Source organism: Halomonas sp. MCCC 1A11062, assembly GCF_021404355.1.
GTDB classification, from domain to species: Bacteria; Pseudomonadota; Gammaproteobacteria; order Pseudomonadales; family Halomonadaceae; genus Halomonas; species Halomonas aerodenitrificans.
In genome coordinates this window covers 206,032-232,008 of sequence record NZ_JABFTW010000008.1, presented here as the reverse complement: position 1 = coordinate 232,008, position 25,977 = coordinate 206,032, and the positions used below count along the sequence as shown (strand labels likewise).

Below are 25,977 nucleotides of genomic sequence, written 5' to 3'. Positions count from 1 at the left end.
CGGTGGCGGAGAGGCTGCCGTCGCGGCTGGCGAAACGCACCTCGAGGTGGAAGGGCTGCGAGAGCGCCTCTTCCAGGGTGAAGTCGATCACCGCCAGCTCGGCGCTGTCGACCCCGGCGAGGTCGAGGGTGAATTGCAATCCAGTTGCAGCCATACGCGCGTTCCTTTCAGCAACCTGATGAAAAGGCAGGACAAGAAACGCAAGGTTACGCAAGCGAAACGAAGGCACAAGACGGTAGGTGCATGAAGCGCTGATGGCTGACGTAAATTGTCGGCAATATCTTACAAGTCCCGCCCGACGAATCGGCGGGAGGTCAAGCCTTCCTCGGCAACGCCAGGCTGATCGCCACCGTCGCCATGAGCATGGCACTCGACACCCACAGCGTGGCGCTGAGGCCGCCGGTCATGTAGAGCCAGCCGGAGAGCAGGGTGCCGATCAGCCGGCCCATGGCGTTGGCCATGTAGTAGAAGCCCACGTCCAGCGAGACCCCGTCCGAGCGCGCCATGCGCACGATCAGAAAGCTGTGCAGGCTGGAGTTCACAGCGAACACCGCGCCGAACAGCAACAGTCCGCCCAGCAGTACCACGTGCGGCTGCCATTCCCACTGAAGACCTAGCGCAATCAATGCCGGTAGGGCCGCCAGCGCCGCGGCCCAGGCGATAGCGGCGCTGCGTCCCGCCGTGCGCCCGGTGATGCGTGGCGCCACCGCCTGTACCGCCCCGTAGCCGATCACCCATAGCGCCAGGAAGCCGCCGACCCGCCAATGGTCCCATTCGAACTGGGTGGCGAGGAACACCGGCAGCGCCACCACGAACCAGACGTCGCGGGCGCCGAACAGGAACATGCGCGCCGCCGAGAGAATGTTGATCGCCCGGCTCTTGGAGAGGATCTCGCGGAACTTGGGCTTGGCCTTGGCGCGGCCCAGGTCGGCGTCGAGGCGGGCAAGCGAGAGGCCGAGCACGCCGACGAGCATCAGCGCCATGGCCAGTACCGCGCCCTGGAAACCGATCAGCGTGAGCAGCAGCCCGCCGAGAAAGAAGCCCACCCCCTTGAGTGCGTTCTTCGAGCCGGTGAGCAGCGCCACCCAGCGGTAGAGCGAGGTGTGTCCCTCGTCGCCCGCCGGCACCAGGCCTTTGATCGCACTCTTGGCGCTCATCTTGTTGAGGTCCTTGGCGATGCCCGAGAGCGCCTGGGCCGCCATCACCCAGGGCACCACGAGCCAGGCCGTGGGTACCAGCAGCATGGCCAGGGCGACGATCTGCAAGCCGAGCCCCAGGTTCATGGTGCGGTTGAGCCCCAGCCGTGCGCCCAGCCAGCCGCCCACCAGGTTGGTCACCACGCCGAAGAACTCGTAGAACAGAAACAGCAGCGCGACTTCCAGCGCCGAATAGCCAAGCTGGTGGAAGTAGAGCACCACCAGCATGCGCAGGGCGCCGTCGGTCAGGGTGAAGCCCCAGTAGTTGCCGGTTACCAGCAGATACTGGCGAACCTCGCGGGGCAGGGCGGCAACGCGGGCGATCATCTTTCGCCGCTCTCCACCCCGGTGGCTTTACCCACCTTGGCTGCCAGTTCCACGGTGCGGCAGGCGTAGCCGTATTCGTTGTCGTACCAGGCGTAGAGCTTCACCTGGGTGCCGGCCACCACCATGGTGGAGAGGGCGTCGACGATGGAGCTGCGCGGGTCGCTGCGATAGTCGATGGAGACCAGCGGGCGCTCCTCATAGCCCAGGATGCCGGCCAGTTCGCCCTCGGCGGCCTGTTTCAATAGCGCGTTGACCTCCTCGGCCGTGGTCTCGCGCTGCACCTCGAAGACCATGTCGGTGAGCGAGGCGTTGGCCAGCGGCACGCGCACGGCGTGGCCGTTGAGCTTGCCGGTCAGCTCCGGGAAGATCGCGGTGATCGCCTTGGCCGAGCCGGTGGTGGTCGGGATCAGGCTCATTCCGCAGGCCCGCGCCCGGCGCAGATCCTTGTGAGGACTATCCAGGATCACCTGGGTGTTGGTGATGTCGTGAATGGTAGTCATCGAGCCGTGGCGAATGCCGAGCCGTTCGTGGATCACCTTGACCACCGGCGCCAGGCAGTTGGTGGTGCAGCTCGCCGCGGTGACGATGCGGTGGCTGGTGGGATCGAAGAGGTGGTCGTTGACCCCCATCACCACGTTGAGCACGCCTTCCTCCTTCACCGGCGCGCTGACCACCACGCGCTTCACGCCCTGGTCCAGGTAGCCCTGGAGCTTGGCGCTCGTCTTCATCTTGCCCGAGCACTCGATCACCACGTCGCAGTCGGACCAGTCGGTATCGGCGATCTCGCGATTGGCGCTGAAGGCGATGTGCTTGCCGGCCACTTCGATGGCGTCCCCGGTCGACGTGATATCATCGCCGCCGCCGCTCCACTGGCCGTGCACCGAGTCGAACTGCAGCAGGTGGGCGAAGGTGACGGCATCGCCGCCCGGGTCGTTGATGCGCACGAATTCGAGGTCCGGGTTGGTCCAGCCGGCGCGCAGCGCCAGGCGGCCGATACGTCCGAAACCGTTGATGCCGATACGGAGGGTCATGTCGGGACTCCATGTCTTGAGAGCGAGTCGGGTGTGTGAACGTCGTGTGGCGAAATATATGGCAAATCGTATATGAAGCGAGATGACAATTCGATGACATCAGGTGGCGAACTGCCCATCGATGCCCAGCTATCGGCGATTCGCCAGGCGCTGGCCGTGCATTCCCGCGTGCTGCTCGTCGCCGAGCCCGGGGCGGGCAAGACCACCCGGGTGCCGCTGGCGCTGCTGAACGAGGCCTGGTGTCTGGGCGAGCGCGGTGAAGGCCGCTTGCTGCTGCTGGAGCCGCGGCGGGTTGCCGCTCGCCTGGCTGCCGGCTTCATGGCGGAAAGCCTGGGCGAAAGAGTAGGCGAGACCGTGGGCTACCGCATGCGCGGCGAGAGCCGGGTGGGGCCCAACACGCGGCTCGAGGTGGTCACCCAAGGGGTGCTGACGCGCATGCTGCAGGACGACCCGCTGCTCGAAGGGGTGACCGGCATCGTCTTCGACGAGTTCCACGAGCGCAGCCTGGAGGCCGACCTGGGGCTGGCCCTGGCGCTGGATGCCCAGTCGGTGCGTGACGATCTGCGCCTGCTGGTGATGTCGGCCACCCTCGACGTCGAGGCGCTGCTCGGCGTGCTCGGCGAAGCCACGCCGCTGCTCGAGAGTCAGGGGCGCAGCTTCCCGGTGGAGACCCGCTATCGTCCTCTCAGCTTTCGCTCCAACTCCAACTCCAGCTCTCGCGACGACGCCGCAAGCCAGCAGGCTATAGCGGTAGGAGAAGCCCTTGCCCTGAGCGAAGGCGATGCCCTGGTGTTCCTGCCCGGGGTGGCCGAGATTCGCCGCCTGGCGCGGGAGCTGGCGAGCCGCCAGCCCGAACTGGCGGTGCGCGAGCTGCACGGGCGGCTGCCTCTTGAAGAGCAGCGCCGCGCCCTGAAGCCCGAACCTGACGGCCGGCGTCGCGTGGTGCTCTCCACCGCCATCGCCGAATCCAGCGTCACCGTGGATGGCGTACGCATCGTCATCGATGCCGGTCAGGAGCGGGTGCCGGTGTTCCAGCCGCGCAGCGGGCTCAGCCGGCTGGAGACCCGTCGCGTCAACCGTGCCAGCGCCGACCAGCGTCGCGGTCGTGCAGGGCGTCAGGGGCCGGGGCTTTGCCTGCGACTGTGGGCCGAGGAGCAGCCGCTGCCGGCTCACGGCGAGCCCGAGATGCTACAGGCCGATCTTGCTCCGCTGGCCTTCGAGCTGGCCCGCTGGGGTATCGTCGACCCGGCCGGTCTGGCCTGGATCACACAGCCGCCCGCCGGGGCGCTGGCCGCGGGGCGTCGACTGCTGCAGCGGCTCGGCCTGATGGATGAGGGCTTCCTGCTCACCGAGCTGGGCCGTGCCTGCGTGCGCTGGCCCACTCATCCGCGCCTGGCGGCGATGCTGGCGCGTGCCGGCGAACTCGACGCCGTGCCGCTGGCCTGTGCCCTGGTGGCGGCGCTGGAGGGGCGCGATCTCGACGGCGAGCAGGACCTGGAGCGCACGCTTCAGGCGCGTCTGGCGCAGCCCGCCGCTCACCGTCAATGGCAGCACGAGGCTCAGCGCCTAGCGCGGATTGCTGGCGTGGGCCTGGAGGTCACGAGCCTGGCGCCGGTGGGGGAGCTGCTGGCGCTGGCCTATCCGGACCGGGTGGCGCAGCGTATTCAGCAGGAGGCCGGGCCGGGTCGCTTCCGCCTGGTATCCGGGGGCCTGGCGACTTTGCCCGAGCGCCATCCGCTGGCCCATGCCGAGCTGCTGGTAGCCGCCGAGCTCGACGGCCAGGCCAGCGGTGCGCGAATCTTCCGCGGCGTGGCCATCGAGCGGGCGCGGCTCGAGGCGCTGTTTCCCGAAACGCGAGAGTGGCGGGCGAGCCTGGAGTGGTCGGAGGAGCAGGGGCGCCTGATCGGCGAGCAGGTACGCGGCCTGGGGGCGGTGGTGCTCGAGCGCAAAACGCTTTCGTCGCTGCCGCCGGAGGCGGTGCGTCAGGCACTGCTCGATGCCCTGCGCCGGCGCGGCGAGCTGCCCTTCGACGATAGCGCCGAGCAGTTGCGCGGCAGGGTAGCGCTGCTGCGCCAGGCGTTGGGCTCTCGGGGGGATCAAGACTGTGATGATGAGCAGGGTTGGCCCGACTGGTCGCTGCCGGCGCTGCTCGATGAACTCGAAGCCTGGCTGGGGCCGCACCTCGACGGCGTCAGAAGCCTCGACGCGGTGGCGCGGCTGCCGCTGGGTCGCTTTCTGCTCGACAGCCTCGACTGGTCGCTGCGCAGCCGGCTCGATGCGCTGGCGCCTGGGCGTCTCGAAGTGTCCAGCGGCTCGCAGATACGCCTCGACTACACGCCGTGCCTGGAGGGCCGGGCGCCGGTGCTGGCGGTGAAGCTGCAGGAAACCTTTGGCTGGCAGGCGTCGCCGCGTGTCGCCGAGGGGCGGGTGGCGGTGCTGTTGCACCTGCTCTCACCGGCGCGGCGCCCACTTCAGGTCACCGCGGATCTCGCCAGCTTCTGGGCCAACGGCTACCCCGAGGTGCGTCGAGAGATGCGCGGCCGCTACCCCAAGCACCCCTGGCCCGAAGACCCCACCACCGCCGAGGCCACCGCCCGCACCAAGCGGCGCTCATGAGCCGGCGCCGGTCGCCTTCAACCGGGTAGCAGCGCTGCCATGCCCATGCCCAGCGACACGAACCCCAGCGCGATGCCGAAGGCGGGCCAGGGCTGAAGCCTGCTTTCGCTCCGCTTGAGGGTCCAGGCCAGCCGTCGAAAGCCTCGTTCTCCCCCCCGTTCCAGCGCCTGGCGCCATGCGAGGCGTGCCCGCCCCAGCTGCGGCAGCCGAGGCTTGAGCAGAACCGCCACGACCGCCAGCCCAAGGGCGAGGGATGGCTCCAGCAAGCCGGAGCGCAGGGTGGCGAACGGTGCTGCGACAAGCGGGGCGTACCACTGCCATCCCCAGGCCACCAGCACCGGCAGGGCTGCCAGCGTGGCCCAGCCGAGCCACAGCCCGCCGGGTATGTGCAGCGTCTGCCGGCTGGGTGGCGAGCGCCACAGCAGCCACAGCAGGCGCAGCATCAGCAGGCCGGTGGCGATGCCCGAGAGGGAGAGCAGCCAGCCGGCCCCGCCGTCTGCCGCCAGCGCGTCCCCCATTGTGGTCTTGACCAGCACGCCGCCCGTGGGCGGCACGCCCGCCAGCGCCAGGGCCGGCAGCAGCATGCCGAGCAGTACCCAGCGGTGCTCCCTGCCGTGCACCCGGTTGGCCATTCCCGCCCCCAGAAACAGGCTGGCCTTGGCCAGGGAGTGCGTTGTTGCCAGCAGCAGCAGGGCCGTCATGGCGGTGGCCGGTGAGCTGCTGTAGAGCACCAGGCCCAGCAGAGCGGTGAGCAGCCCCATCTGACTCACGCTCGACCAGGCCAACACGACCTTGGCGTGATCGTGAACGATGCCGCGCAGTGCCGCATAGAGGGCGGCGACCAGCCCCACCATTACCATGACGGGGCCCCAGGCCACGGTGACATCGCTGAGCGGAAGCAGGCGCAGGGCACCCAGCAGGCCGAGCTTGATCATCAGCCCTGAGAGGACGGCGCTGGCCATGGGCGGTGCGACCGGATGTGCCAGCGGCAGCCAGGCATGCACGCCGATGACACCGGCCTTGATGGCCAGGCCAAACGCCATGCAGCCCAGGGCCAGGGGTGGCAGCTCGTGGTGAGTCAGGCTGGCGAAGCGCAGGTCGCCGCTGGCGTTGGCAATGAGCGCGAGGCCCGCCAGCATCGCCACTTCGGCCAGCAGCAGCATGACCAGATAGCCCAAGCCGGCCAGGCGCGACGACTGATGCCCGTCGTGCTGAACCATGGCCCATCCCAGCAGGCTGAGTAGCGCGGCGCCGGTGTAGAAGGTCAGCAGGTCCGCGGCGAGCAGGGCGACCAGGTGGATCGCCGCTGCCGCCGCCAGCATGGCGAGCAGGCGGTTGGCGGCAGGGAAGGTGTCCCGCCAGCTGTAAGTAGCCCACAGCACCAGCGGCCAGATGCACAGCGCCGGCAGCAGGAAGGCCAGGCCGGTGGCATCCAGGGCGAGGCTGATAGTGAATTCCACGGGAAGCTGCGTAGACAGCGCCATAAAGGGACCCAGGCCCCAGGCCAGTCCGGCAAGACCCAGTGCCAGCCAGGAGAGGCTTCGGGTGGTGTCGCCGTGAGTGGGGCGAGAGGCGATAACGGCTGCCCGGCGCGGCTCGGGGCGCAGGCCCAGGTCGAACAGGCGCCACAGGCAGGCAGCGGTGAAGAAGGTGCCGAGCAGCACGACCGCAGCAATGAAGTAATGGTCCTGCGCCAGTGCCCCTTGCAGCAGCCACCACTTGCCGAAGAACCCGCCGGTCGGGGGAATGCCCAGCAGGCTGAGCCCGGCCAGCGCCATGGCCAGCCAGGCCAGCGGCAGGCGACCGGCATCGCCGGCCAGCCGGCTGAGGCGGTCGTGGCCGTGGGCGACGACGACGGCACCGGCGGCAAGGAACAGCGCGCCCTTGGCCAACCCATGTGCGAGCAGCAGCTGCAGGCCGCCCGAAAAGGCCGGGGCATGCGGTTCATCCGGGGTGAACCAGCTCATGTCGACATCGAGCCCGAGCAGCAGCAGCGCGTAGCCGCTGTGGCAGAGCGTGGACCAGGCGATCAGGAGCTTGAGTCGGGTCTGCAGCGCGGCCTGAACACCGCCCCAGCCCAGCGCCACCATTCCGATCACAACCAGCCAATCGAGCTGGGCGCTGTTGAGATTGGCCAGCGGGGCCAGCCACAGGCGCCAGAGCACGAACAGGGTCACCCCAACCACCACGGCCGAGAGCATGGCGCTGACCGGCGCCTGGGCCTTGGAGTGGGCGGCCGGCAGCCAGGTGTGCAGCGGCACCACGGCGGCCTTGATCAGCAGCCCCAGGGTAAGCAGGGCGGCCGCCAGGCGCATGGTGGCGCCATCCTCCAGGGAGTCGACCAGCAGGCCGAGGTCGAGCCGGCCGGTCTGGCCGTAGATCAGCGCCGTACCCAGCAGGTAAAGCAGCGAAGCCAGCAGCGAGGCCATCAGATAGCGCAGGGCGGCCTCGCCGAAGCGATCGTGGGGCGAGCGGGCCACCAGGCCGACGCCGGCCAGGGTGACGAGCTCCAGCGTGACGTAGAGATTGAACAGATCCTGGGACAGCAGCAGGGCGTTGAGGCCGGCCCACATCATCCACCACAGCGGCCACAGATGCCGGTCGGCGGATGTCGACGGGTCCAGCAGCAGGGCCAGGCTGGCAGCGCCTGCCACGACGGCCGTCATGATCAGCATCGTGAGAGCGGGGAAATCGAGATGCCAGGCGATGCCCAGCGGTGGCGGCCAGTTGCCCAGGGCGATGCCGATCGACTCCCCGCCCAGCGTCGCCGGCAAGGAGAGTACGAGGCTCATCAGCATGACGGGCAGCCCCAGCGCCACCTGACGCCCGGGGGAGAGGGCGCCGAGAAATGCCGCTATCGAGAGACCGAGCGGCAGGAAGATCAACGCTGGGAGCGTCCAGGCGGCCAGCCCCGATGCCGTCATTGCGACTCCTCATGACGACGTTCGTGGGCGCGGATCGTCAAGCCCAGTGCGGCGGCCGTCGTGCTTACCGCCACCACGATGCCCGTCAGCACCATCACATGGGGGACCGGATCGATCCCCGCCTCGGTGCGGGCGAGGGTGACCAGCAGCAGAAAGGTGGCGCTGGCCAGCACATTGAGCGCCACGATACGGCGCACCAGGTCGTCAGTGCGAAACAGGCCGATGAGGGCCATGCCGCAGAGCAGGGCAGACACGACAGCGTAGAAGAGACTCATCGGCCGGGCTCCCCGTACAGGTAGAGGGCCATCAGCATCAGCGCAATCGAGAGCGCCGTGGCGACTTCCACCGCCAGGATCGCCGGCTTGGCCAGCGCCTGGGGAATCGCCAGAAAGGTCCCGGTCAACAGCAGGCCGCCCAGGCCGACGGCGAGGAAGAGCGCCAGCCCGGCGACCAGCAGCAAGCGCAGCAGAGGCTTGAAGCGGGGCTGCTGCATCCAGCCGATACGCTCTACCAGCAGCAGTAGAATGCCGCCGGCCCCCAGCACCGCGCCGGCGGGAAAGGCGCCACCCGGCGCATGGGCGCCGCGCCACAGCAGATAGGTGGGAACGAGCAGGAACAGCGGATGCAGCAGGCGCGACAGGGCGGGCAGACCGGGCAGGGCGGTCGCCGGGGCGAAGGGGCGCAGCGCCGGACCCAGTGACCAGACCAGCATCACGGCACCCAGCATCACCGCCACTTCGAGCAGCGTATCCAGCGCGCGGATGTTGAGCAGTACGGCGGTCACGGCATGGCTGACACCAGTGGCCTCCAGCTCGGCCGTCACCTCGGCGGCCAGCCCGGGGCGCGGCAGGCGTTGAACGCCCCAGGCCAGCCAGCCCGCGCCGATGCACGCGGCGAAGACGGCCGGATAGCGCCAGTAGCGGTGCCAGCGCTGCGGATGGGAGCCGACAGCGGCCGTGCTGGGCAGGCGGCCTAGCGCCGTGAGCAGCAGTGCGCCGGTCACCCCAGCGCCGATGGCGGCCTCCGCCAGGGCGATGTCCGGCGCCTCGAGGCGTACCCAGACCAGCGCCATGAGCAGGTTGAAGGCCATCAAGTGGACCACGGCGGCAAAGCGGCGGGTCAGAAACAGTGCCTGCCAGCCGAGCCAGATCAGGCCGGCGGCGAGCAGCAGATCGAAGCCCAGGGTCAGCGCCGTCATTCCTGCGGCTCCTGTTGCGCCTCCCGGCTTGCGCCTGTGCGGTTCTGCCAGGGACGAATGCCGCAGGCAGCTGCCGTCGATGCCACCAGCGTGGCGCCGATGCCCGAAGCCAGCAGCACCAGTAGCCATATCAGCATGATCTTGGCCGCCTCGGCCAGGCCGTCGGCCTGCAGCGCCAGGCCGGAACAGAGCAGCCCGAGCCCCAGGTTATCGGCCTTGGTCATGGCGTGCAGTCGGGTGAAGACATCAGGAAAGCGGATGAAGCCCAGGCTGCCCGTGACGAAGAACAGCGCGCCGGCGACCACCAGCAAATGGCTGACCACTTCGAGCCACTCAGTCATGCCTGGCCTCCTCGCGTGCCTGACCGTCCTCTCTCAGCAGCGTCCAGGTGCGGGTGACGAAATTGGCCATGGCCACCGCGGCAAGCAGGGCGAACAGCAGCGCAACGTCGACGAGGGCCGGCTGCTCGACCAGCGCGCTCAGTATCAGCAGCACTGCCACGGTGGTAGTCGTCATCAGCTCTGCGGCCACCATGCGGTCGGCGCTGGTCGGCCCTTGCCAGATGCGCCAGGCAGCGACACCGGCATTGGCCAGCAGCAGGACGGCGGCGAACAGATAGATCGGCGTCATGGGGAGCCCTCGTTGCGAAGATGGCGGCCACCGAAAAGCGCATCGATTTGCCCCTCCAGGCGTTGCAGCCTGTCGGCGATACCGTCCCGATAGTGCAGCACGTGCACCTGGAGATGGTCGCTGTCGATACGAACGGTGAGGGTGCCGGGCAGCAGATTGATCAAGGTCGCCATGAACAAGCGGCCGGAGGCGTCGTCCAGCCGCTGCCAACGATGCTCGATGACTCGTGTGTCGAGCTGCATGCGCGGACGACAGGCGAGCCAGGCCACCTCGATACCGCCGCGCAGGCCGAGCCACAGGGCCAGCGGCAGCAGGCGCAACCAGGCCACTGGCCGCAGCGGCAGATCGGGAATCGGCATCACCAGGGCGGTGATGATGATGGCCGGCACTCCCCAGCGCCAGCTCTCCGCTTCGCCGCCGCCGAGCATCCACCACAGCAAGGCGAGCAGGGCCAGACGACCGGCCCAGCCGCGCCAGTCGCCGAACCTAGTTGGCAGAAGTCGTCGCCTCGTCATGTCGGCCCGAGTGGGTGGCATCCGATCCCTCACGCTTGCGCAGGATGAACTTCTCCAGCTCCACGACCAGGTACAGCACCACGCTGCCGGCCAGGATCACCAGCCAGTGAATCGGTGACAGCGCGGCGCTGCCGAATACCGTCTGCATGAAGGGGATGTAGGTCCAACCCAACTGCAGCAGTACCACCAGGCCGATGGCGATCCATACCGGGCGGCTGCCGAAGATGCCGTGCAGAGAGAGTGTGCTGTTGACCAGAAAGCGGCTGTTGATCAGGTAGGCCGCACTGCTCATGACCAGCATGTTGACGGCGCCGGAGCGCGCCAGCTCCTCGCTGCCGCCCTGGACCTGCAGGATCCAGCTGAACATGCCGAATACGCCGATCAGCAGCAGAATCGAGACGAACACCACCCGCCACAGCAGGAACAGGTCGAGCAGGGCCGCGGATGGATCGCGGGGCTCGCGCTGCATGATGTCCTCTTCGGCCTTCTCGAAGGCCAGTGCCAGGCCCAGGGTGACCGCCACCACCATGTTGACCCAGAGCGCCTGCAGCGGGGTGACCGGCAGCAGGGTGCCGGCCAGCACGGCCAGCATGATGGCCAGGCCCTGACCGCCGTTGGTGGGCAGAATGAAGGTCACGGTCTTGCGGATGTTGTCGTAGACCTTGCGCCCCTCCTCGATGGCGCCGACGATGGTGGCGAAGTTGTCGTCGGCCAGCACCATCTCGGCGGCCTCCTTGGCTGCCTCGGTACCCTGAATGCCCATGGCGACTCCGACGTCGGCCCGCTTGAGGGCGGGCCCGTCGTTGACCCCGTCGCCGGTCATGGCACAGATTCCACCTTTGGCCTGCATCGCCTTAACCAGGCGCAGCTTGTGCTCCGGCGCCGCGCGGGCGAAGACGTCGATCTCGAGAATGCACTCCTCGAGCTGCTCGTCGGACATCTCCTCGATCTCGCGTCCGGTCAGGGCGCGGTCGGTGTGGGCGAAGCCGAGCTGTTCGGCGATGGCCTTGGCGGTCACGCCGTGGTCACCGGTGACCATCACCGGACGGATGCCCGCCTCGAGGCACTGCTTGACGGCCTCGATGGCGGCCTCCCGCGGCGGGTCGAGCAGCCCGACCAGGCCCAGCAACACCAGGCCCTGCTCGGCGTCCTCGTCACTGAGTTCGCCGGAGATGTCGTCGGCCTCCTTTTCCGCCAGGGCCAGCACACGCAGGCCGCGGGAGGAGAGGTCGTGGATGCGCTCTTCCCACTCCTGCTGATCCAGCTCGCTGTCGCCGTCGGCGCCACGTACCTTGTGGCACATCTCCAACAGTCGGTCGGGAGCCCCCTTGACCAGCAGGCGCTTGCCCTCCAGCTCGTTGAGGGTGGCCATGTACTTGCGCTCGGACTCGAAGGGGATGGCATCCTGGCGTGGGTGCTCGTCGCGCAGTTCGCCGGTGTCGAAGCCGCCCTTGGCGCCGGCTACCACCAGCGCGCCCTCGGTGGGGTCGCCGTGAATCGTCCAGCGCTCGTCCTCTTCGGCGAGTTCGGAATCGTTGCACAGCACGCCGACCTTGAGGAAGTGCGCCAGCGCCGGGTAGTCGTCCAGCGAGATCTCCTCGCCGTACTCGTCGCTTTCCTTCTCTGCGGGGGCGGCGTGCAGCTTGCCTTCCGGGGAGAAACCGATGCCCGAAAGGCGGAACTCGCCCTCGGGGAGCCAGATCGCCTGGGCGGTCATCTCGTTGCGGGTCAGGGTGCCGGTCTTGTCGGAGAAGATGGTGGAGATGGAGCCCAGGGTCTCGACCGCTGGCAGGCGGCGAATGATGGCGTTGCGCTTGGCCATCACCTGCACGCCCAACGCCAGGGTAATGGTGACGATGGCCGGCAGGCCCTCGGGAATGGCGGCCACGGCCAGGCCCACCGCCGCCATGAACATGGCGCTGATGGGCTCGCCGTGGAGGACCACGCCGATGGCGGCGGTGAGGGCAGCGGCGCCAAGGATGAAGATCGCCAGCACCCGGCCGGCGCGGTCGAGCTGTTGCAGCAGCGGCGTCTTGAGCTGCTCGACCCCGCGCAGCATCTCCGAGATACGCCCGATCTCGGTGCGGGTGCCGGTTTCCACCACCACGCCCTGAGCGGTGCCCTGAACCACGATGGTGCTGGCAAAGATCATGGCGCTGCGGTCGCCCAGCTCGGCGTCCTCCTCGACGGCGTCGGTCTGCTTGTCCACTGGGGTGGACTCACCGGTGAGGGCGGCCTCCTCCGTGCGCAGGCGTTTGGCCTCGAGCAGGCGCAGATCGGCGGGCACGCGATCGCCGCTCTCCAGCATGACGATGTCGCCAGGCACCAGATCCTCGGCGTCGATGGTCTTGCGCCTGCCACCGCGCAGCACCGACGCCTGTGGCGAGAGCATGTTGCGTATGCTCTCCAGGGCCTGTTCGGCCTTGCCCTCCTGGATGAAGCCGATCATCGCGATGATGATCACCACCCCGACAATGGCCGCGGCGTCCAGCATGTGGCCGAGGGCCAGGCTCGCCACCGCCGCCACCAGCAGGATGATCATCAGGATGTTGTTGAACTGTTCGAGCAGACGCCGCCACCAGGGCCGCCCCTCCTCCTGCTTGAGCTGATTGGGACCATAGCGCTCGAGGCGTGACTTGGCTTCGTCATCGCTCAGGCCGTCGCGGTTGCCGTCGACCTTCTCCAGGGCTTCATCGGGGGGCAAGGCATGCCAGGCGGCGCGGGACTCGTCTTGGCGATCGGGCATTTCCATATCTCCGAAGGCGGTGTGAATTAGCTCAGATGTAACATAGGCGCTGTCGCTGTGCCGTGACCCAGCGCAAGTTACGTGTCCCAACTCCTTGTCGGGCTGGTGTAGAGATACTGACACAAGCCGCCGTTGGGTCCGCGGCGATGCAGCGGTGACGGTGTGTACAGACTGCTTCCAGTGTAGGCCAGCAGGCAGAGAGCGAAACCGTCGCTCTGTTTCGGTGGGTATCCGAATGGCACTCGGCCACTGCAGCGCTGGCTGGGCTAGAATGGCGGCTCAACGGAACGGAGAACCGATGACTTCGACGATCTCGCGCTGCCCCTGCGGCAGCGGACTGCCGCTGGATGTCTGCTGCGGCCGCTTTCATGCCGGCGAGGCGGCGCCGACCCCCGAGGCGCTGATGCGCTCCCGCTACAGTGCCTTTGCCCTGGGGCTCGAGGATTACCTGCTGGCGACCTGGCACGCCAGCACTCGCCCGGTGGACCTGAACCTGGACGATGCCACCAGTTGGATACGCCTCGAGGTGCTCGATCACGGCTCGGCGGGCGAGCGTGGCCACGTGCATTTTCGCGCCACCTTTCGCGAAGGCAGGCGCTGGGGCGTACTGGCGGAGAACTCGCGCTTCGTGCACGAGGCGGGCCGCTGGTTCTATGTCGACGGCGAGCCCACCATGGAGCGCCTCAAGCCCGGCCGCAACGACCCTTGCCCCTGCGGCAGCGGGCGCAAGTTCAAGAGCTGCTGCGGCCTGGGCTGATCTTCCGCAAGAGCTCTCTCAAAGCGCCCTCGCAGCACCCTCACAGCACCATGGCGGCCAGCCAGCCGAAGGCGATCAGCGGCAGGTTGTAGTGCAGGAAGGTCGGCACCACGGTGTCCCAGATATGGTCGTGCTGGCCGTCGGCGTTGAGCCCAGCGGTGGGGCCCAGGGTCGAGTCGGAGGCCGGCGAGCCGGCATCGCCCAGCGCCGCGGCGGTACCCACCAGGGCGACGGTGGCCATGGGCGAGAAGCCGAAGCTGAGTGCCAGCGGCACGTAGAGCGAGGCGATGATCGGCACGGTGGAGAATGACGAGCCGATGCCCATGGTGATGAACAGGCCGACCAGCAGCATGATCAGCGCCGCCAGGCCCTTGTTGTCACCGATCAGCTCCGTTGAGCCCGCCACCAGAGCGGGTACCTCGCCGGTGGCCTGCATTACCCCGGCGAAGCCCGCCGCGCTGATCATGATGAAGCCCACCAGCGCCATCATGCGCATGCCTTCGGTGAAGATGTCGTCCTGTTCGTGCCAACGGAACACGCCGCTGACCGAGAGCAGGGCGAAGCCGAACAGCCCGCCCAGCACCATCGAACCCGAGAGCAGTTGGATCGTCACGGTGCCCACCAGCGCGGCGCCGAGCACTGCCATCTGCCAGGGCGCCAGGTGTTTGGCCGCCTCGGCGGGTGTCTCGTCGCCGTGAGCCAGGTCGCGATCCTCGTAGTGGCGCGGCCGGCGATAGCTGAACAGCACGGCGACAGCGAGCCCCAGCGCCATGCCGCCGATGGGCATCAGCATGGCCATGGGCACCATGCCGCGCGTCACCTCCAGGCCCAGCTCGGCGCCGCTCTCGTTGAGATTGGCCAGCAGGATGTCGTTGAGGAAGATCGCGCCGAAGCCTACCGGCAGCAGCATGTAGGGCGCGGTGATGCCGAAGGTGATGACGCAGGCCGCCACCCGGCGATCCAGGCGCAGGTGATTCATCAGCTTGAGCAGCGGCGGTACCAACACCGGAATGAAGGCGATGTGCACCGGGATCAGGTTCTGCGAGCTCACCGCCGCGGCGAGCAGGGCGCCGATCAGGGTGAAGGCGACCCAGCGGCGGCTCGACGGCTGGTCGTCCAGGTGCAGGCCGCGAATCGCTCGCTCGGCGAGCAGCTCGGTAACGCCCGAACGCGACAGGGCCACGGCGAAGGCGCCCAGCACGGCGTAGGAGAGCGCAATGGTGGCGCCGTTGCCGAGCCCTTGGTTGAAGGCGTCCATGATGGCGCCGATGGGCATGCCGGCGACCAGCCCACCGACCAGGCTGGCGGCGATCAGGGCGAAGACGACGGAGACGCGGGCGAGACTGAGGGTAACCATGACCAGGATGGCCAGAACGATGGCATTCATGACGGCTCTCGAGCTGGAGGATCGGACCGAAGCGAAACGGATGGGCGAAAGAAAACCCCGGCCTGGTGGGCCGGGGTAGCATATCTTACCTCAACGTACAGGGCGGGTCAGTGGCTGGGCAGCAGTTCCACCGGCACCAGCTCGTTGAGCACCCGTGAGGCGAGCAGGCGGGTGGCGCTCTCGATGTCGGGGCCAAAGAAGCGGTCGCGGTCGTAGTAGTCGACCTGGCCGCGCAGTGCCTTCCTGGCCTGCTCCAATCTTTCGGTGGTGGTCAGTCCTTGGCGGAAATCGAGCCCTTGGCAGGCCGCCAGCCATTCGATGGCCAGGATGCCGCGCACGTTGTCGGCCATCTCCCACAGCCGCTTGCCAGCGGCCGGCGCCATGGAGACGTGGTCCTCCTGGTTGGCCGAGGTGGGCAGGCTGTCGACGCTGTGCGGATGGGCCAGGGCCTTGTTCTCGCTGGCCAGCGCTGCGGCGGTGACCTGGGCGATCATGAAGCCGGAGTTGACCCCGCCGTTCTCCACCAGGAACGGCGGCAGCTGCGACATGTGGGTGTCCATCATCAGCGAGACGCGACGCTCGGTGAGCGAGCCGATCTCGGCCAGGGCCAGGGCCAGATTGTCGGCGGCCATGGCCACCGGCTCGGCGTGGAAGTTGCCGCCGGAGAGGATGTCGCCCTCGCCGCTGAATACCAGCGGGTTGTCCGATACCGCGTTGACCTCCACGGCCAGCACCTCGGCGGCCTGGCGGATCTGGGTCAGTACGGCGCCCATCACCTGGGGCTGGCAGCGCAGCGAGTAGGGGTCCTGCACCTTGTCGCAGTGGGCGTGGGAGTCGCTGATCTCGCTGCGCTCACCGAGCAGGTGACGATAGGCCGCAGCGGCGTCGATCTGGCCGCGCTGGCCGCGGGCGTCGTGGATGCGGGCATCGAAGGGCGAGCGTGAGCTGAGCGTGGCTTCCACCGTCAGCGCGCCGCACACCGTGGCGGCGGCGAACAGGTCTTCGGCCTCGAACAGCCCTTTCAAAGCGTAGGCGGTGGAGACCTGGGTGCCGTTGAGCAGCGCCAGGCCCTCCTTGGGGGCGAGCCGCAGCGGCTGGAGTCCGGCGATCTCGAGAGCCTGACGGGCCGGGATCCATTCGCCGCGATGGCGTGCCTTGCCTTCGCCGAGCAGCACCACGCTCATGTGGGCCAGCGGTGCCAGGTCGCCGGAGGCGCCGACGGAGCCCTTGAGCGGGATGTGCGGGTAGACTTCGGCGTTGACCAGGGCGAGCAGGGCGTCGAGCACTTCGCGGCGGATACCGGAGAAGCCGCGGGCCAGGCTGTTGACCTTGAGCACCATGATCAGGCGCACCAGGGCGTCTTCCATGGGCTCGCCCACGCCGGTGGCATGGGACAGCACCAGCGAGCGCTGCAGCTCTTCCAGGTTGTCGTGGTCGATGCGGGTCTGGGCCAGCAGGCCGAAGCCGGTGTTGATGCCGTAGACGGTGCGGTCCTCGGCGACGACGCGATTGACGCAATCGACGGCGCGCTGAATGGCGGCGTCGGCGCTGTCGGGCAGCGTCACGCGCAGCGGCGCCTCGAACACCTGGCGCGCCTGCGCCAGGGTCATCTTGCCGGGTCGAATGTCGAGATGGGTCATGGAATCTCTCTCCTGAAAATGCGTTGGCAGCTGAAGCGATGAGCTGTGCCGGCAACAAGTCTGCGCGAGGGCGCTGTGAACCCATCCCTGGGCGCTATTTTTGCCATCCATGGCAAAAAACCCTCGCTTCGGCTTGTTCCCGGCGCTCATCGCGCCGAACGTTGAGGCGCTCTTATTTATCGAGCATCGGCAGATCCAACCCATTTTCCCGGGCGCACTGCTTGGCGATATCGTACCCGGCATCGGCGTGGCGCATCACCCCGGTGCCCGGGTCGTTGCGCAGCACCCGGCCGAGGCGGGCGTGGGCGTCGTCCGTGCCGTCGGCGACGATCACCACCCCGGCGTGCTGGGAGAAGCCCATGCCCACGCCGCCGCCATGGTGCAGCGAAACCCAGGTGGCACCGCCGGCGGTGTTGAGCAGGGCGTTGAGCAGCGGCCAGTCGGAGACGGCATCGGAGCCGTCCATCATGGCTTCGGTCTCACGGTTGGGGCTGGCCACCGAGCCGGAGTCCAGGTGGTCGCGGCCGATGACAACGGGGGCCTTGAGCTCGCCGTTCTTGACCATCTCGTTGAAGGCCTGGCCGAGGCGGGCGCGGTCCTTGAGACCGACCCAGCAGATGCGCGCCGGCAGCCCCTGGAAGCTGATGCGCTCGCGGGCCATGTCGAGCCAGCGGTGCAGGTGCGGATCGTCGGGGATCAGCTCCTTGACCTTCTGATCGGTCTTGTAGATGTCTTCCGGGTCGCCGGAGAGCGCGGCCCAGCGGAACGGACCGATGCCCTGGCAGAACAGCGGACGGATGTAGGCCGGTACGAAGCCGGGGAAGTCGAAGGCGTTGGCCACTCCCTCTTCCTTGGCCATCTGGCGAATGTTGTTGCCGTAGTCGAAGGTGGGCACGCCCATCTTCTGGAAGTCGAGCATGGCCTGCACGTGCACTGCCATGGACTGCTTGGCGGCCTTGACCACCGCTTCGGCTTCGCTCTTGCCGCGGGCTACGTACTCGTCCCAGCTCCAGCCGGAAGGCAGGTAGCCATGCAGCGGGTCGTGGGCGCTGGTCTGGTCGGTGACCATGTCCGGCCGTACGCCGCGCTTGACCAGTTCCGGCAGCACGTCGGCGGCATTGGCGCACAGGCCGATGGAGACCGCCTTGCCCTCGGCGGTGTAGCGCTCGAGGCGGGCCAGGGCGTCGTCGAGGTCGTCGGCCTGCTCGTCCAGGTAGCGGGTGCGCAGACGGAAGTCGATGCGCGACTGCTGGCACTCGATGTTCAGCGAGCTGGCGCCGGCCAGGCTTGCTGCCAGCGGCTGGGCGCCACCCATGCCGCCGAGCCCGGCGGTGAGGATCCAGCGGCCGGTGAGGTCGCCGCCGTAGTGCTGGCGCCCGGCCTCGACTAAGGTTTCATAGGTGCCCTGGACGATGCCCTGTGAGCCGATGTAGATCCACGAGCCGGCGGTCATCTGGCCGTACATCATCAGGCCCTTGCGGTCGAGCTCGTTGAAGTGCTCCCAGTTGGCCCAGGCCGGCACCAGGTTGGAGTTGGCCAGCAGCACCCGCGGGGCGTCCTTGTGAGTCTCGAACACGCCCACCGGCTTGCCTGACTGAATCAGCAGGGTCTGGTTGTCTTCCAGGCGCTTGAGTGTCGCGACGATGGTATCGAAGCACTGCCAGTCGCGGGCGGCGCGACCGATGCCGCCGTAGACCACCAGGTCTTCGGGGCGCTCGGCCACGTCGGGGTGAAGGTTGTTCATCAGCATGCGCAGCGGGGCTTCGGTGAGCCAGCTCTTGCAGCTGAGTTCGGAGCCGGTGGGCGCAGCGATACGGCGGCTGACGTCGTGGCGGGGATCGGCAGGAGTGGTATGGCTGTTCATCGTCGTGTTCTCTCTGGTGTTGCAAATCGTTGTGTGTCGGTTCAGGTATCCAGCGTCAGCCGGTGGATCAGGCGTGCCGCGGCCTTGGCGGTGCGGCCGTCGATATCGAAGCTGGGGTTGAGCTCGGCGACGTCGATCAGGCGCAGCTTGCCGGTGTCGCGTACGGCCTCCAGCAACGGTTCGATCAGCGCAAGGGGCACGCCGCGGGCGGCGGGGGCGCTGACTCCCGGTGCCTCGGCGGCCGGCAGCACGTCCAGGTCGATGCTGAGGTAGAGGTGGTCGCAGCGGGCCATGAAGCGCCCTAGTTCGCGCACGATGGCTTCGAGGCGCAGGGCATCGATCTCGTGGTCTTCACGTACCAGCACGTTCAGTTCCCTGGCCCGGGTGAACAGGGCGCGGGTATTGCTGGCCCGGCTCACGCCCAGGCAGGCGTAGCGGAACGGCCAGTTGCGGGCGTGGCACTCGGCTGCGATCTGGGCGAAGGGCGTGCCGGAGGAGCGCACGTGCCTCGGGTCGCGCAAGTCGAAGTGGGCATCGAGGTTGATGATGCCGATCCGCGGGCGGGCCTCGCCCTGGGCCTCGAAGTGGCGTGCCAGGCCCGACCAGCTGCCGAAGGCCACCTCGTGGCCGCCGCCCAGCACCAGCGGCAGGTGGCCGTGGGCCAACAGGGCGGCGACCCGTTCGGCCAGGCGCTGCTGGGCTGCTTCCAGGTCGTCGTTGCCGTGGCAGCTGACGTCGCCGGCATCGAACACCGGCGCGCTGCGATGCCAGGCCAGCGGTGCCAGCGCCTTGCGCAGTGCCCGCGGGCCTTCGGCGGCCCCCACGCGGCCCTGGTTGCGCGCCACGCCGGCATCCGAGGCGAAGCCGAGCAGGGCGGCGCCGGGGGCGCTGTCCGACTTCACCGGAGTGATGACCTGATGCCAGCGCAGGCTGTCGGGCTCCGGGTCTTCGCGCCCGGCCCAGGGGGACATATCGATGGCATCAAGATAAATGGAGTTCATATCTTCCTCCTTAGGTCGGGGCTACCCCGGGAGCAGCCAACGCGAAGACGCTGTGAACCCATCCCTGGGCGCTCGACTTTTTCATCCATGAAAAAGACGCTTCGCTTTTGGCTACACCCGGCGCCCATCGATTAGCCATGGGTTATCTCTCCGTTGAACATCCGCTGACGCAGGCGTCCGGGCTGCACGGCGTAGGCCAGCTCGGCGGGTGAGCCGACGTCCCATAGGCACAGGTCTGCCGGTGCGCCCGGGACGATGCGGCCCAATTGCTGTGCGTGCAGGCCCAGCGCCCGGGCGCCGTGGACGGTCATGCCGGCCAGGGCTTCGCGCGGCGTCAGGCGGAACAGGGTGCAGGCGAAGTTCAGCATCAGCGTGGGCATGAACAGCGGCGAGCTGCCGGGGTTGGCGTCGGTGGCGATGGCCATGGGCACACCGGCTTCGCGCAGTGCGGCGATGGGCGGCAGCTGCGTCTCGCGCAGGGTGTGGAAGGCGCCGGGCAGCAGCACCGCGACGCTGCCGGCCTCGCGCAGGGCGTTGACGCCTTGCTCGTCGAGATATTCGATGTGATCGGCGGAGAGCGCGCCATGCCGGGCCGCCATCGCACTGCCGCCCAGGTTCGAGAGCTGCTCGGCATGGGCCTTGATCGGCAGGCCGTGGGCTTCGGCAGCCTCGAAGACGCGCTCGCACTGAGCCACCGAGAAGGCGATTTTCTCGCAGAATACGTCCACTGCATCGGCCAGCCCTTCGGCGGCCGCGGCGGGGATCATCTCGCGGCACACCAGGTCGATGTAGCCGTCGCTGTCGTCCTTGTACTCCGGCGGCAGGGCATGGGCGCCAAGCAGGGTGGTCATCACCCGCACCGGCAGCTCCTCACCGAGGCGACGTGCCACGCGCAGCATCTTCAGTTCGTCGGCCACGCTCAGGCCGTAGCCGGACTTGATCTCCACCGTGGTCACGCCTTCGCGCAACAGCGCTTCCAGCCGCGGCCTGGCCAGGCTGAACAGCTGCTCTTCGCTGGCTTCGCGGGTGGCACGCACGGTGCTGAGGATGCCACCGCCGCGGCGGGCGATCTCTTCGTAGCTGGCGCCCTCGAGACGGAGTTCGAACTCGTCGGCCCGGGAGCCGCCGAATACCAGGTGGGTATGGCAGTCGACCAGCCCCGGCGTCATCACGCCACCCTGGCCGAGGATCTGACAGTCGACGCTCTCGCTAGGGTCGAGCTGATGCATGGGCACGACACGCTCGATGGTGTCGCCCGCCACGATCACCGCCATCGGTTGGGGCAGGGTGTCGTGGCCGTCGAAGAGCGTGACGTCATGCCAGACGAGGCGCTGTTTGGAGTTGGCAGGCATAGGGGCTCCTGATGGCTGACGATTTAATGTATATACATTTAAATCGTGATCGGCCGGAGGTCAAGGGCAAGACGTGAATTGTTTGCTCTCGATTCCGGGCAGTCTGCTCAGAATGCTATCTAACTTGTTATTTGTACTGAGTATGTCTTCAGCCTTGGAGGTGAGGTTCGGCGTTGCAGCCCGTTCCGGGTTTAGACTAAAGGTGTAGGTGCTTGCGTCACCTCGGCATGGCGCCTTTGTCGAACGCATTGTATATACAATAAGGCGCCACGCATCAATCACAAGACGAGGACGACACCCATGGCGATTCCGGACCCGGTCACCCGGGGCGTAAGCGGTTTCAATTGGCTCACCGTGGCCAAGTTGTTCGTACCCAGCGCGCTGGGGATTCTGATCTTCTTCATTCCCGTCACCTTGGGTGGCAGGAACACCATCCTGCTGGACCACATGGTGACCGCGGCGCGGGAGCTTCTGGGCGGTGCTGCAGGTCTCTATGCGCTGACGCTGATCGTGGCGGGCGCGGCTTACCCGCTGTGGAAGGGCACTTGGCGGCGCAGTCTCACCGACCGCATCTTCACCGTGCTGAAGCTGGCCGGCGTCGCCGTGGCCATCATGGCGATGACCGGCTGGGGGCCGGGGTTGCTGCACGAGCCGGACATGCTGCCGTTCCTGTTCAATCGGCTGGTGATACCGGTAGGACTGATCGTGCCCATCGGCGCGGTGTTCCTGGCCCTGCTGATCAGCTACGGCCTGCTGGAGCTGATCGGCGTGCTGCTGCAGCCGGTCATGCGGCCCATCTGGCGCACGCCGGGGCGTAGTGCCATCGATGCCGTGGCCTCGTTCGTGGGCAGCTACTCCATCGGCTTGCTGATCACCAACCGCGTCTATCAGGCGGGGCAGTATTCGGCGCGGGAGGCGGCGATCATCGCCACCGGTTTCTCCACGGTGTCGGCCACCTTCATGATCATCGTGGCGCGCACGCTGGATCTGATGAGCGTGTGGAACCTCTATTTCTGGTTGACGCTGGCGATCACCTTTGCCGTCACTGCCGTGACCGTTCGCTTGCCGCCGCTGTCGCAGATGAACAATGAGCGCAGCGATGGCGAGCCCGAGGCGGTACCCGGCAAGCGGCTGAACACGGCATGGAAAGCCGGCCTGGAGGTGGCGGCTCAGGCGCCGGGGCTGCATCGCAGCGTGGCGCTCAACGTACGCGAAGGGCTGCTGATGGCGATCAGCATCCTGCCGTCGATCATGTCGGTGGGGCTGCTGGGTCTGCTGGCTGCCAAGTACACGCCGCTGTTCGAGTGGCTGGGGCTGCTGTTCTATCCCTTCGTGGCAATCTGGGGGCTGGAAGATGGCATGGCGCTGGCCCAGGCTTCCGCCGCCGGGCTGGCCGAGATGTTCCTGCCGGCGCTGCTGATGGCCGAGGCCGAGTTCGTCGCTCGCTTTGCGGCCGGGGTGGTATCGGTCTCGGCGGTGCTGTTCTTCTCCGCTTCCATCCCCTGCATCCTGGCCACCAGCATTCCGCTCTCGGTAGGGCGCATCGTGGTGGTGTGGTTCATCCGCGTGGCACTCAGCCTGATGCTGGCCGTGCCGGCAGGCTTCCTGGCTCAGGCGCTGAGCGGGGCCTGAGGTTCCCACCGCGCAATAGCGCTTGCCACCGCTGAGCGAGGCCGGCTACACCGGCCTCGCTCAGCGTCATCGAAGCGTCACGATCCGGGCTCAGCTGGCGCGGCGAGAGAGCGCCGAGCGCAGTTTGTAGCGGTCGCCGGGATGGATCAGGCGGGCGTAGCTGATCAGATGCTCGCCCGACCAGGTGCGGCGTATCATGCTCAGGCAGGGCTGTGTGGCATCCATTTCGAGGCGTTCGGCGGTGGTGGTGTCGACCTGTACCGCCTCGACCACGTGCTCCACGTCGGTGATCGGACAGGCTGCCACCAGCACTTCGTTGGGGGTGTGGCGATGGAAGTCGGTTTCCAGATAGTCCGGCACCCAGCGCGGATTGACGAAGCGATCCTCGAGCTGGATGGGCACTCCATTCTCTCGGTGGACGATACGCGTGTGGAACACCCGCGTGCCCAGGCGCACGCCCAGTCGCAGCGCCACCTCGTCGTCGGCGGCGATGGCCTCGGCCAGCAGCACGTCACACTCGTAACGATGGCCACGGCCGCGAACCTCCTCGGCGATGTTGTGCACGTCGACCAATGACGATTCCGCCTTGCGGTCGGTGACGAAGGTGCCGAGCCCGGGCTGGCGGGTCAGGTAACCCTGCTGCACGAGATCGCGGATCGCCTTGTTGGCGGTCATGCGGCTGACACCGAAGTCACGGGCCAGCTGCTCTTCGGGGGGAATCTGATGGTGTGCCGGCCAGGTGCCGCTCCGTATTTTTTCCAGCAGATGCTGCTGAATCTGCAGATAAAGTGGAATCGTGCTGCCCATGCTGAGCTGAGTCCTTTCTGGCGAGGTAATTGTCTATACACGCAGTCTACCCGGATGTCGGGCCCAAGGCACCTGCCGGGAGATGGCCGCGAGAGCGCTGCCAGGCGGTCCGCTTGTGTCATGAAACATGCGCCGTCAAAAGGAACTTGCCCAGAGAGGCGATTTGGACAACTTTAATAAAGGAAATACCCAACGGATCGGGTCAACTAAAGACGCCGTGATGTTTTAGGGAATAATTAATTAAGGAAGAACGTTACACACTGGAAGTGTGCCGCACAATTGAGTGTGGCCCCCAATCGCGCTGCGTCTCCCCTGACATTAATAATAGAGGAGGGCATGCCATGCAGCGCCTCTACTTCCTAACCCCTGATCTGGCTACTACCGTCAACGTCGCCCATGAGCTCACCGATCTGGGCCTGACTGACAAGGAAGTTCACGTCACTGGCCGTGACTGGCTGAAACTCAAGGAGCACGGCATCAACTGCGCCACGCTGCTGCAGACTTCGGACGTGGCACACGCCGCCGTGCGCGGCCTGCTGTTCGGCATTCCTCTGGGATGCGTGCTCGGGGTGGTGGTCTATTACTTCCTGGGCGAAGGCTTCACCAGCGCCGGCATAGCCACCACGATCATCGGCATGGGCATCTTTGGCGGTTTGTTCGGTATCTGGACCAGCACCATGGTCGGAGTGTCGGTACACGACGTGAAGGTCGACAAGTACGAAGATGAGATCGAACACGGGGCTTATCTGATGATGGTGGATGTCCCCAACGAGCGCGAGTCGATGATCTATTCGGCGATACATCGGCATCATCCCGAGGTCGTCATCGACAAGGTCACAGCGGAAGAGCGCCGGCATCATTGCGGGACCGGTATCTAGACCTGTGCGTCGCTGTCGTCGATCCTGCTCTTTGCCAGGATCCTGCTCTTTGCCTGGAGGAAGGAGAGAGCCATGGCTATTGCGGTTGCGGTCATCGTGCTGGCAGTGGGGTCAGTGCTGTTCTTCTTCCTCAGCCCCTGGTATCTCACCCCGTTGGCTTCCAACTGGGGAACGATCGACGACACCATCACGATCACCCTCTGGGTGACCGGGGCGGTCTTCCTGGCCGTCAATCTGTTCCTGGCCTATGTGGTCGTCCGCTACCGGTTCAACAAGCGCCGGCGTTCCCAGTACGACCCCGAGAACAAGTCGCTCGAGCTGTGGCTGACCGGGGTCACCACACTGGGGATCGCCGGCCTGCTGGCGCCTGGGCTGCTCGTCTGGGGCGCTTTCGTTTCGCCGCCTGAAGATGCCCACCAGGTCGAGGTGGTGGGGCAGCAATGGCACTGGAGCTTTCGCTTTCCCGGTGAGGATGGGCGATTCGGAGCCGCACACAATCGCTTCATCGACGAGCGCAACCCTTTCGGCATGGTCGACGACCCCGCCGGCCAGGACGACATCCTTATCACGTCGCCGCATCTGATGCTGCCAGTGGATCGTCCGGTGAAGATGGTGCTGCGCTCCAAGGACGTGCTGCACAACGTCAAGGTGGCCAACTTCCGGGCCAAGATGGACATGGTGCCGGGACAGACCTCCTATTTCTGGTTCACGCCCACGGTGGTGGGTGAGTACGAGATCGTCTGCGCCCAGCTGTGCGGCATCGCCCATTTCGCCATGCGTGGGCGTATCGAAGTGGTCGAGCAGGAGGTTTTCGATGCCTGGCTCGGGGAACAGCCCACCTTTGCCGAACTTGCCCAATTGGCGCCGGGCAACCCTGCGGCTGGGGCGGGGCTCTATGTCACCTGCGCCGCCTGCCATGGGGCCGAGGGGCAGGGCAACCAGGCTCTCAACGCGCCGAAACTTGCCGGGTTGGATGCCTGGTATCTCGAGCGCCAGCTCGGGCTGTTTCGCTCCGGTGCCCGCGGCAGCCACGAAGACGACATCTATGGCCAGCAGATGCGGCCGTTCGCCACCTTGCTGGCCGACCGTCAGGCGATTGCCGACGTATCGGCCTTCATCGAGACCCTGCCCGACCAACCCGCCCAGGCCAGACTTGTCGGCGGCGATCCCGAACGGGGCGCGCGGCGCTATCGTACCTGTGCCAACTGCCATGGGCAGCAGGGGGAGGGTATACGTGCCACCAATGGGCCGCGTCTGGCGGGACTGCCGGATTGGTATCTGGAGCGGCAACTGCAGAATTTCCGCCACGGGGTGCGTGGGCGGCATCGCGATGACCCGTATGGCAACCAGATGATCGAGATGGCCCAGGTGCTGGTCGACGACCGGGCGGTTCAAGACGTGGTGGCGTATATCACGACCCTGCCGCAGCCCAGGGTGGACATGGCGGCGGTAAACCCAGGCGGTGTGGAGGAGTGA

At 67.1% G+C, this 25,977-nt stretch carries 20 protein-coding genes; 5 read left to right on the top strand and 15 right to left on the bottom strand.

What is annotated here, in order from left to right; translation table 11 throughout:
- Positions 1–314: 314 nt before the first annotated feature.
- Both arsJ and HOP58_RS11410 read right to left on the bottom strand, forming a co-directional pair.
- On the bottom strand, positions 315–1,523 hold the full coding sequence (gene arsJ / locus HOP58_RS11415; RefSeq protein WP_234260322.1) for an organoarsenical effux MFS transporter ArsJ: 1,209 nt from the start codon (positions 1,521–1,523) through the stop codon (positions 315–317).
- Positions 1,520–2,554, bottom strand: coding sequence for an ArsJ-associated glyceraldehyde-3-phosphate dehydrogenase (locus tag HOP58_RS11410; RefSeq protein WP_234260321.1), 1,035 nt, complete (start codon positions 2,552–2,554; stop codon positions 1,520–1,522). The genes arsJ and HOP58_RS11410 overlap by 4 nt, the downstream gene beginning before the upstream one ends.
- 93 nt (positions 2,555–2,647) lie before the next feature.
- Here HOP58_RS11410 and hrpB point away from each other — a divergent pair, with 93 nt between their 5' ends.
- Entirely contained in the window at positions 2,648–5,170 is a 2,523-nt protein-coding gene (gene hrpB, locus HOP58_RS11405; RefSeq protein ID WP_234260320.1) for an ATP-dependent helicase HrpB, read from the top strand.
- Between the two features lie 17 nt (positions 5,171–5,187).
- Here hrpB and HOP58_RS11400 read toward each other — a convergent pair whose 3' ends face one another.
- From HOP58_RS11400 to HOP58_RS11370, 7 genes are read right to left on the bottom strand one after another with little or no spacing between them, the layout of a single operon-like run.
- The gene (locus tag HOP58_RS11400) at positions 5,188–8,094 is read right to left on the bottom strand and encodes a proton-conducting transporter membrane subunit (RefSeq protein WP_234260319.1); all 2,907 of its coding nucleotides are present in this window, start codon (positions 8,092–8,094) and stop codon (positions 5,188–5,190) included.
- Positions 8,091–8,369: an NADH-quinone oxidoreductase subunit K gene (locus HOP58_RS11395; protein ID WP_234253937.1), complete on the bottom strand. Its 279-nt coding sequence runs from the start codon at positions 8,367–8,369 to the stop codon at positions 8,091–8,093. Before HOP58_RS11395 ends, HOP58_RS11400 begins: the two co-directional genes overlap by 4 nt.
- A complete protein-coding gene (locus HOP58_RS11390; RefSeq protein ID WP_234260318.1) occupies positions 8,366–9,292 on the bottom strand; it encodes a hydrogenase subunit MbhD domain-containing protein in 927 nt (308 codons plus the stop codon). Before HOP58_RS11390 ends, HOP58_RS11395 begins: the two co-directional genes overlap by 4 nt.
- A complete protein-coding gene (mnhG, locus tag HOP58_RS11385) occupies positions 9,289–9,633 on the bottom strand; it encodes a monovalent cation/H(+) antiporter subunit G (RefSeq protein WP_234260317.1) in 345 nt (114 codons plus the stop codon). Before mnhG ends, HOP58_RS11390 begins: the two co-directional genes overlap by 4 nt.
- Positions 9,626–9,922: a monovalent cation/H+ antiporter complex subunit F gene (locus HOP58_RS11380; protein ID WP_234253940.1), complete on the bottom strand. Its 297-nt coding sequence runs from the start codon at positions 9,920–9,922 to the stop codon at positions 9,626–9,628. Before HOP58_RS11380 ends, mnhG begins: the two co-directional genes overlap by 8 nt.
- A complete protein-coding gene (locus HOP58_RS11375; RefSeq protein WP_051004641.1) occupies positions 9,919–10,437 on the bottom strand; it encodes a Na+/H+ antiporter subunit E in 519 nt (172 codons plus the stop codon). Before HOP58_RS11375 ends, HOP58_RS11380 begins: the two co-directional genes overlap by 4 nt.
- Entirely contained in the window at positions 10,409–13,183 is a 2,775-nt protein-coding gene (locus HOP58_RS11370) for a cation-transporting P-type ATPase (protein WP_234260316.1), read from the bottom strand. Before HOP58_RS11370 ends, HOP58_RS11375 begins: the two co-directional genes overlap by 29 nt.
- A gap of 298 nt (positions 13,184–13,481) precedes the next feature.
- Here HOP58_RS11370 and HOP58_RS11365 point away from each other — a divergent pair, with 298 nt between their 5' ends.
- Positions 13,482–13,940, top strand: coding sequence for a YchJ family protein (locus HOP58_RS11365; protein WP_234260315.1), 459 nt, complete (start codon positions 13,482–13,484; stop codon positions 13,938–13,940).
- 40 nt (positions 13,941–13,980) lie between these two features.
- On the opposite strand, the gene HOP58_RS11360 is transcribed toward HOP58_RS11365, so the two are convergent.
- The 5 genes from HOP58_RS11360 to hutI form a co-directional block, all read right to left on the bottom strand.
- Complete coding sequence (locus HOP58_RS11360; RefSeq protein ID WP_234253944.1) at positions 13,981–15,327, bottom strand: Na+/H+ antiporter family protein; 1,347 nt, start codon at positions 15,325–15,327, stop codon at positions 13,981–13,983.
- 107 nt (positions 15,328–15,434) lie between these two features.
- On the bottom strand, positions 15,435–16,967 hold the full coding sequence (gene hutH / locus HOP58_RS11355) for a histidine ammonia-lyase (RefSeq protein WP_234260314.1): 1,533 nt from the start codon (positions 16,965–16,967) through the stop codon (positions 15,435–15,437).
- Positions 16,968–17,139: 172 nt separating this feature from the next.
- Positions 17,140–18,831 carry a urocanate hydratase gene (hutU, locus tag HOP58_RS11350; protein ID WP_234260313.1) on the bottom strand — a complete coding sequence of 564 codons (1,692 nt, stop codon included), beginning with the start codon at positions 18,829–18,831 and terminating at the stop codon, positions 17,140–17,142.
- A gap of 41 nt (positions 18,832–18,872) precedes the next feature.
- Positions 18,873–19,832, bottom strand: coding sequence for a formimidoylglutamase (gene hutG, locus HOP58_RS11345; RefSeq protein ID WP_234260312.1), 960 nt, complete (start codon positions 19,830–19,832; stop codon positions 18,873–18,875).
- A 131-nt stretch (positions 19,833–19,963) separates the two neighbouring features.
- Positions 19,964–21,184: an imidazolonepropionase gene (gene hutI / locus HOP58_RS11340; protein ID WP_234260311.1), complete on the bottom strand. Its 1,221-nt coding sequence runs from the start codon at positions 21,182–21,184 to the stop codon at positions 19,964–19,966.
- 300 nt (positions 21,185–21,484) lie between these two features.
- Between hutI and HOP58_RS11335 the strand changes: the two genes are divergently transcribed.
- Positions 21,485–22,816: a YjiH family protein gene (locus HOP58_RS11335; protein WP_234253949.1), complete on the top strand. Its 1,332-nt coding sequence runs from the start codon at positions 21,485–21,487 to the stop codon at positions 22,814–22,816.
- 90 nt (positions 22,817–22,906) lie between these two features.
- On the opposite strand, the gene hutC is transcribed toward HOP58_RS11335, so the two are convergent.
- The gene (hutC, locus tag HOP58_RS11330; protein WP_010628431.1) at positions 22,907–23,623 is read right to left on the bottom strand and encodes a histidine utilization repressor; all 717 of its coding nucleotides are present in this window, start codon (positions 23,621–23,623) and stop codon (positions 22,907–22,909) included.
- 341 nt (positions 23,624–23,964) lie between these two features.
- On the opposite strand from hutC, the gene HOP58_RS11325 reads away from it, so the two are divergent.
- The gene (locus HOP58_RS11325) at positions 23,965–24,501 is read left to right on the top strand and encodes a hypothetical protein (protein WP_010628432.1); all 537 of its coding nucleotides are present in this window, start codon (positions 23,965–23,967) and stop codon (positions 24,499–24,501) included.
- A 72-nt stretch (positions 24,502–24,573) separates the two neighbouring features.
- Positions 24,574–25,977: a c-type cytochrome gene (locus HOP58_RS11320; protein ID WP_234253950.1), complete on the top strand. Its 1,404-nt coding sequence runs from the start codon at positions 24,574–24,576 to the stop codon at positions 25,975–25,977.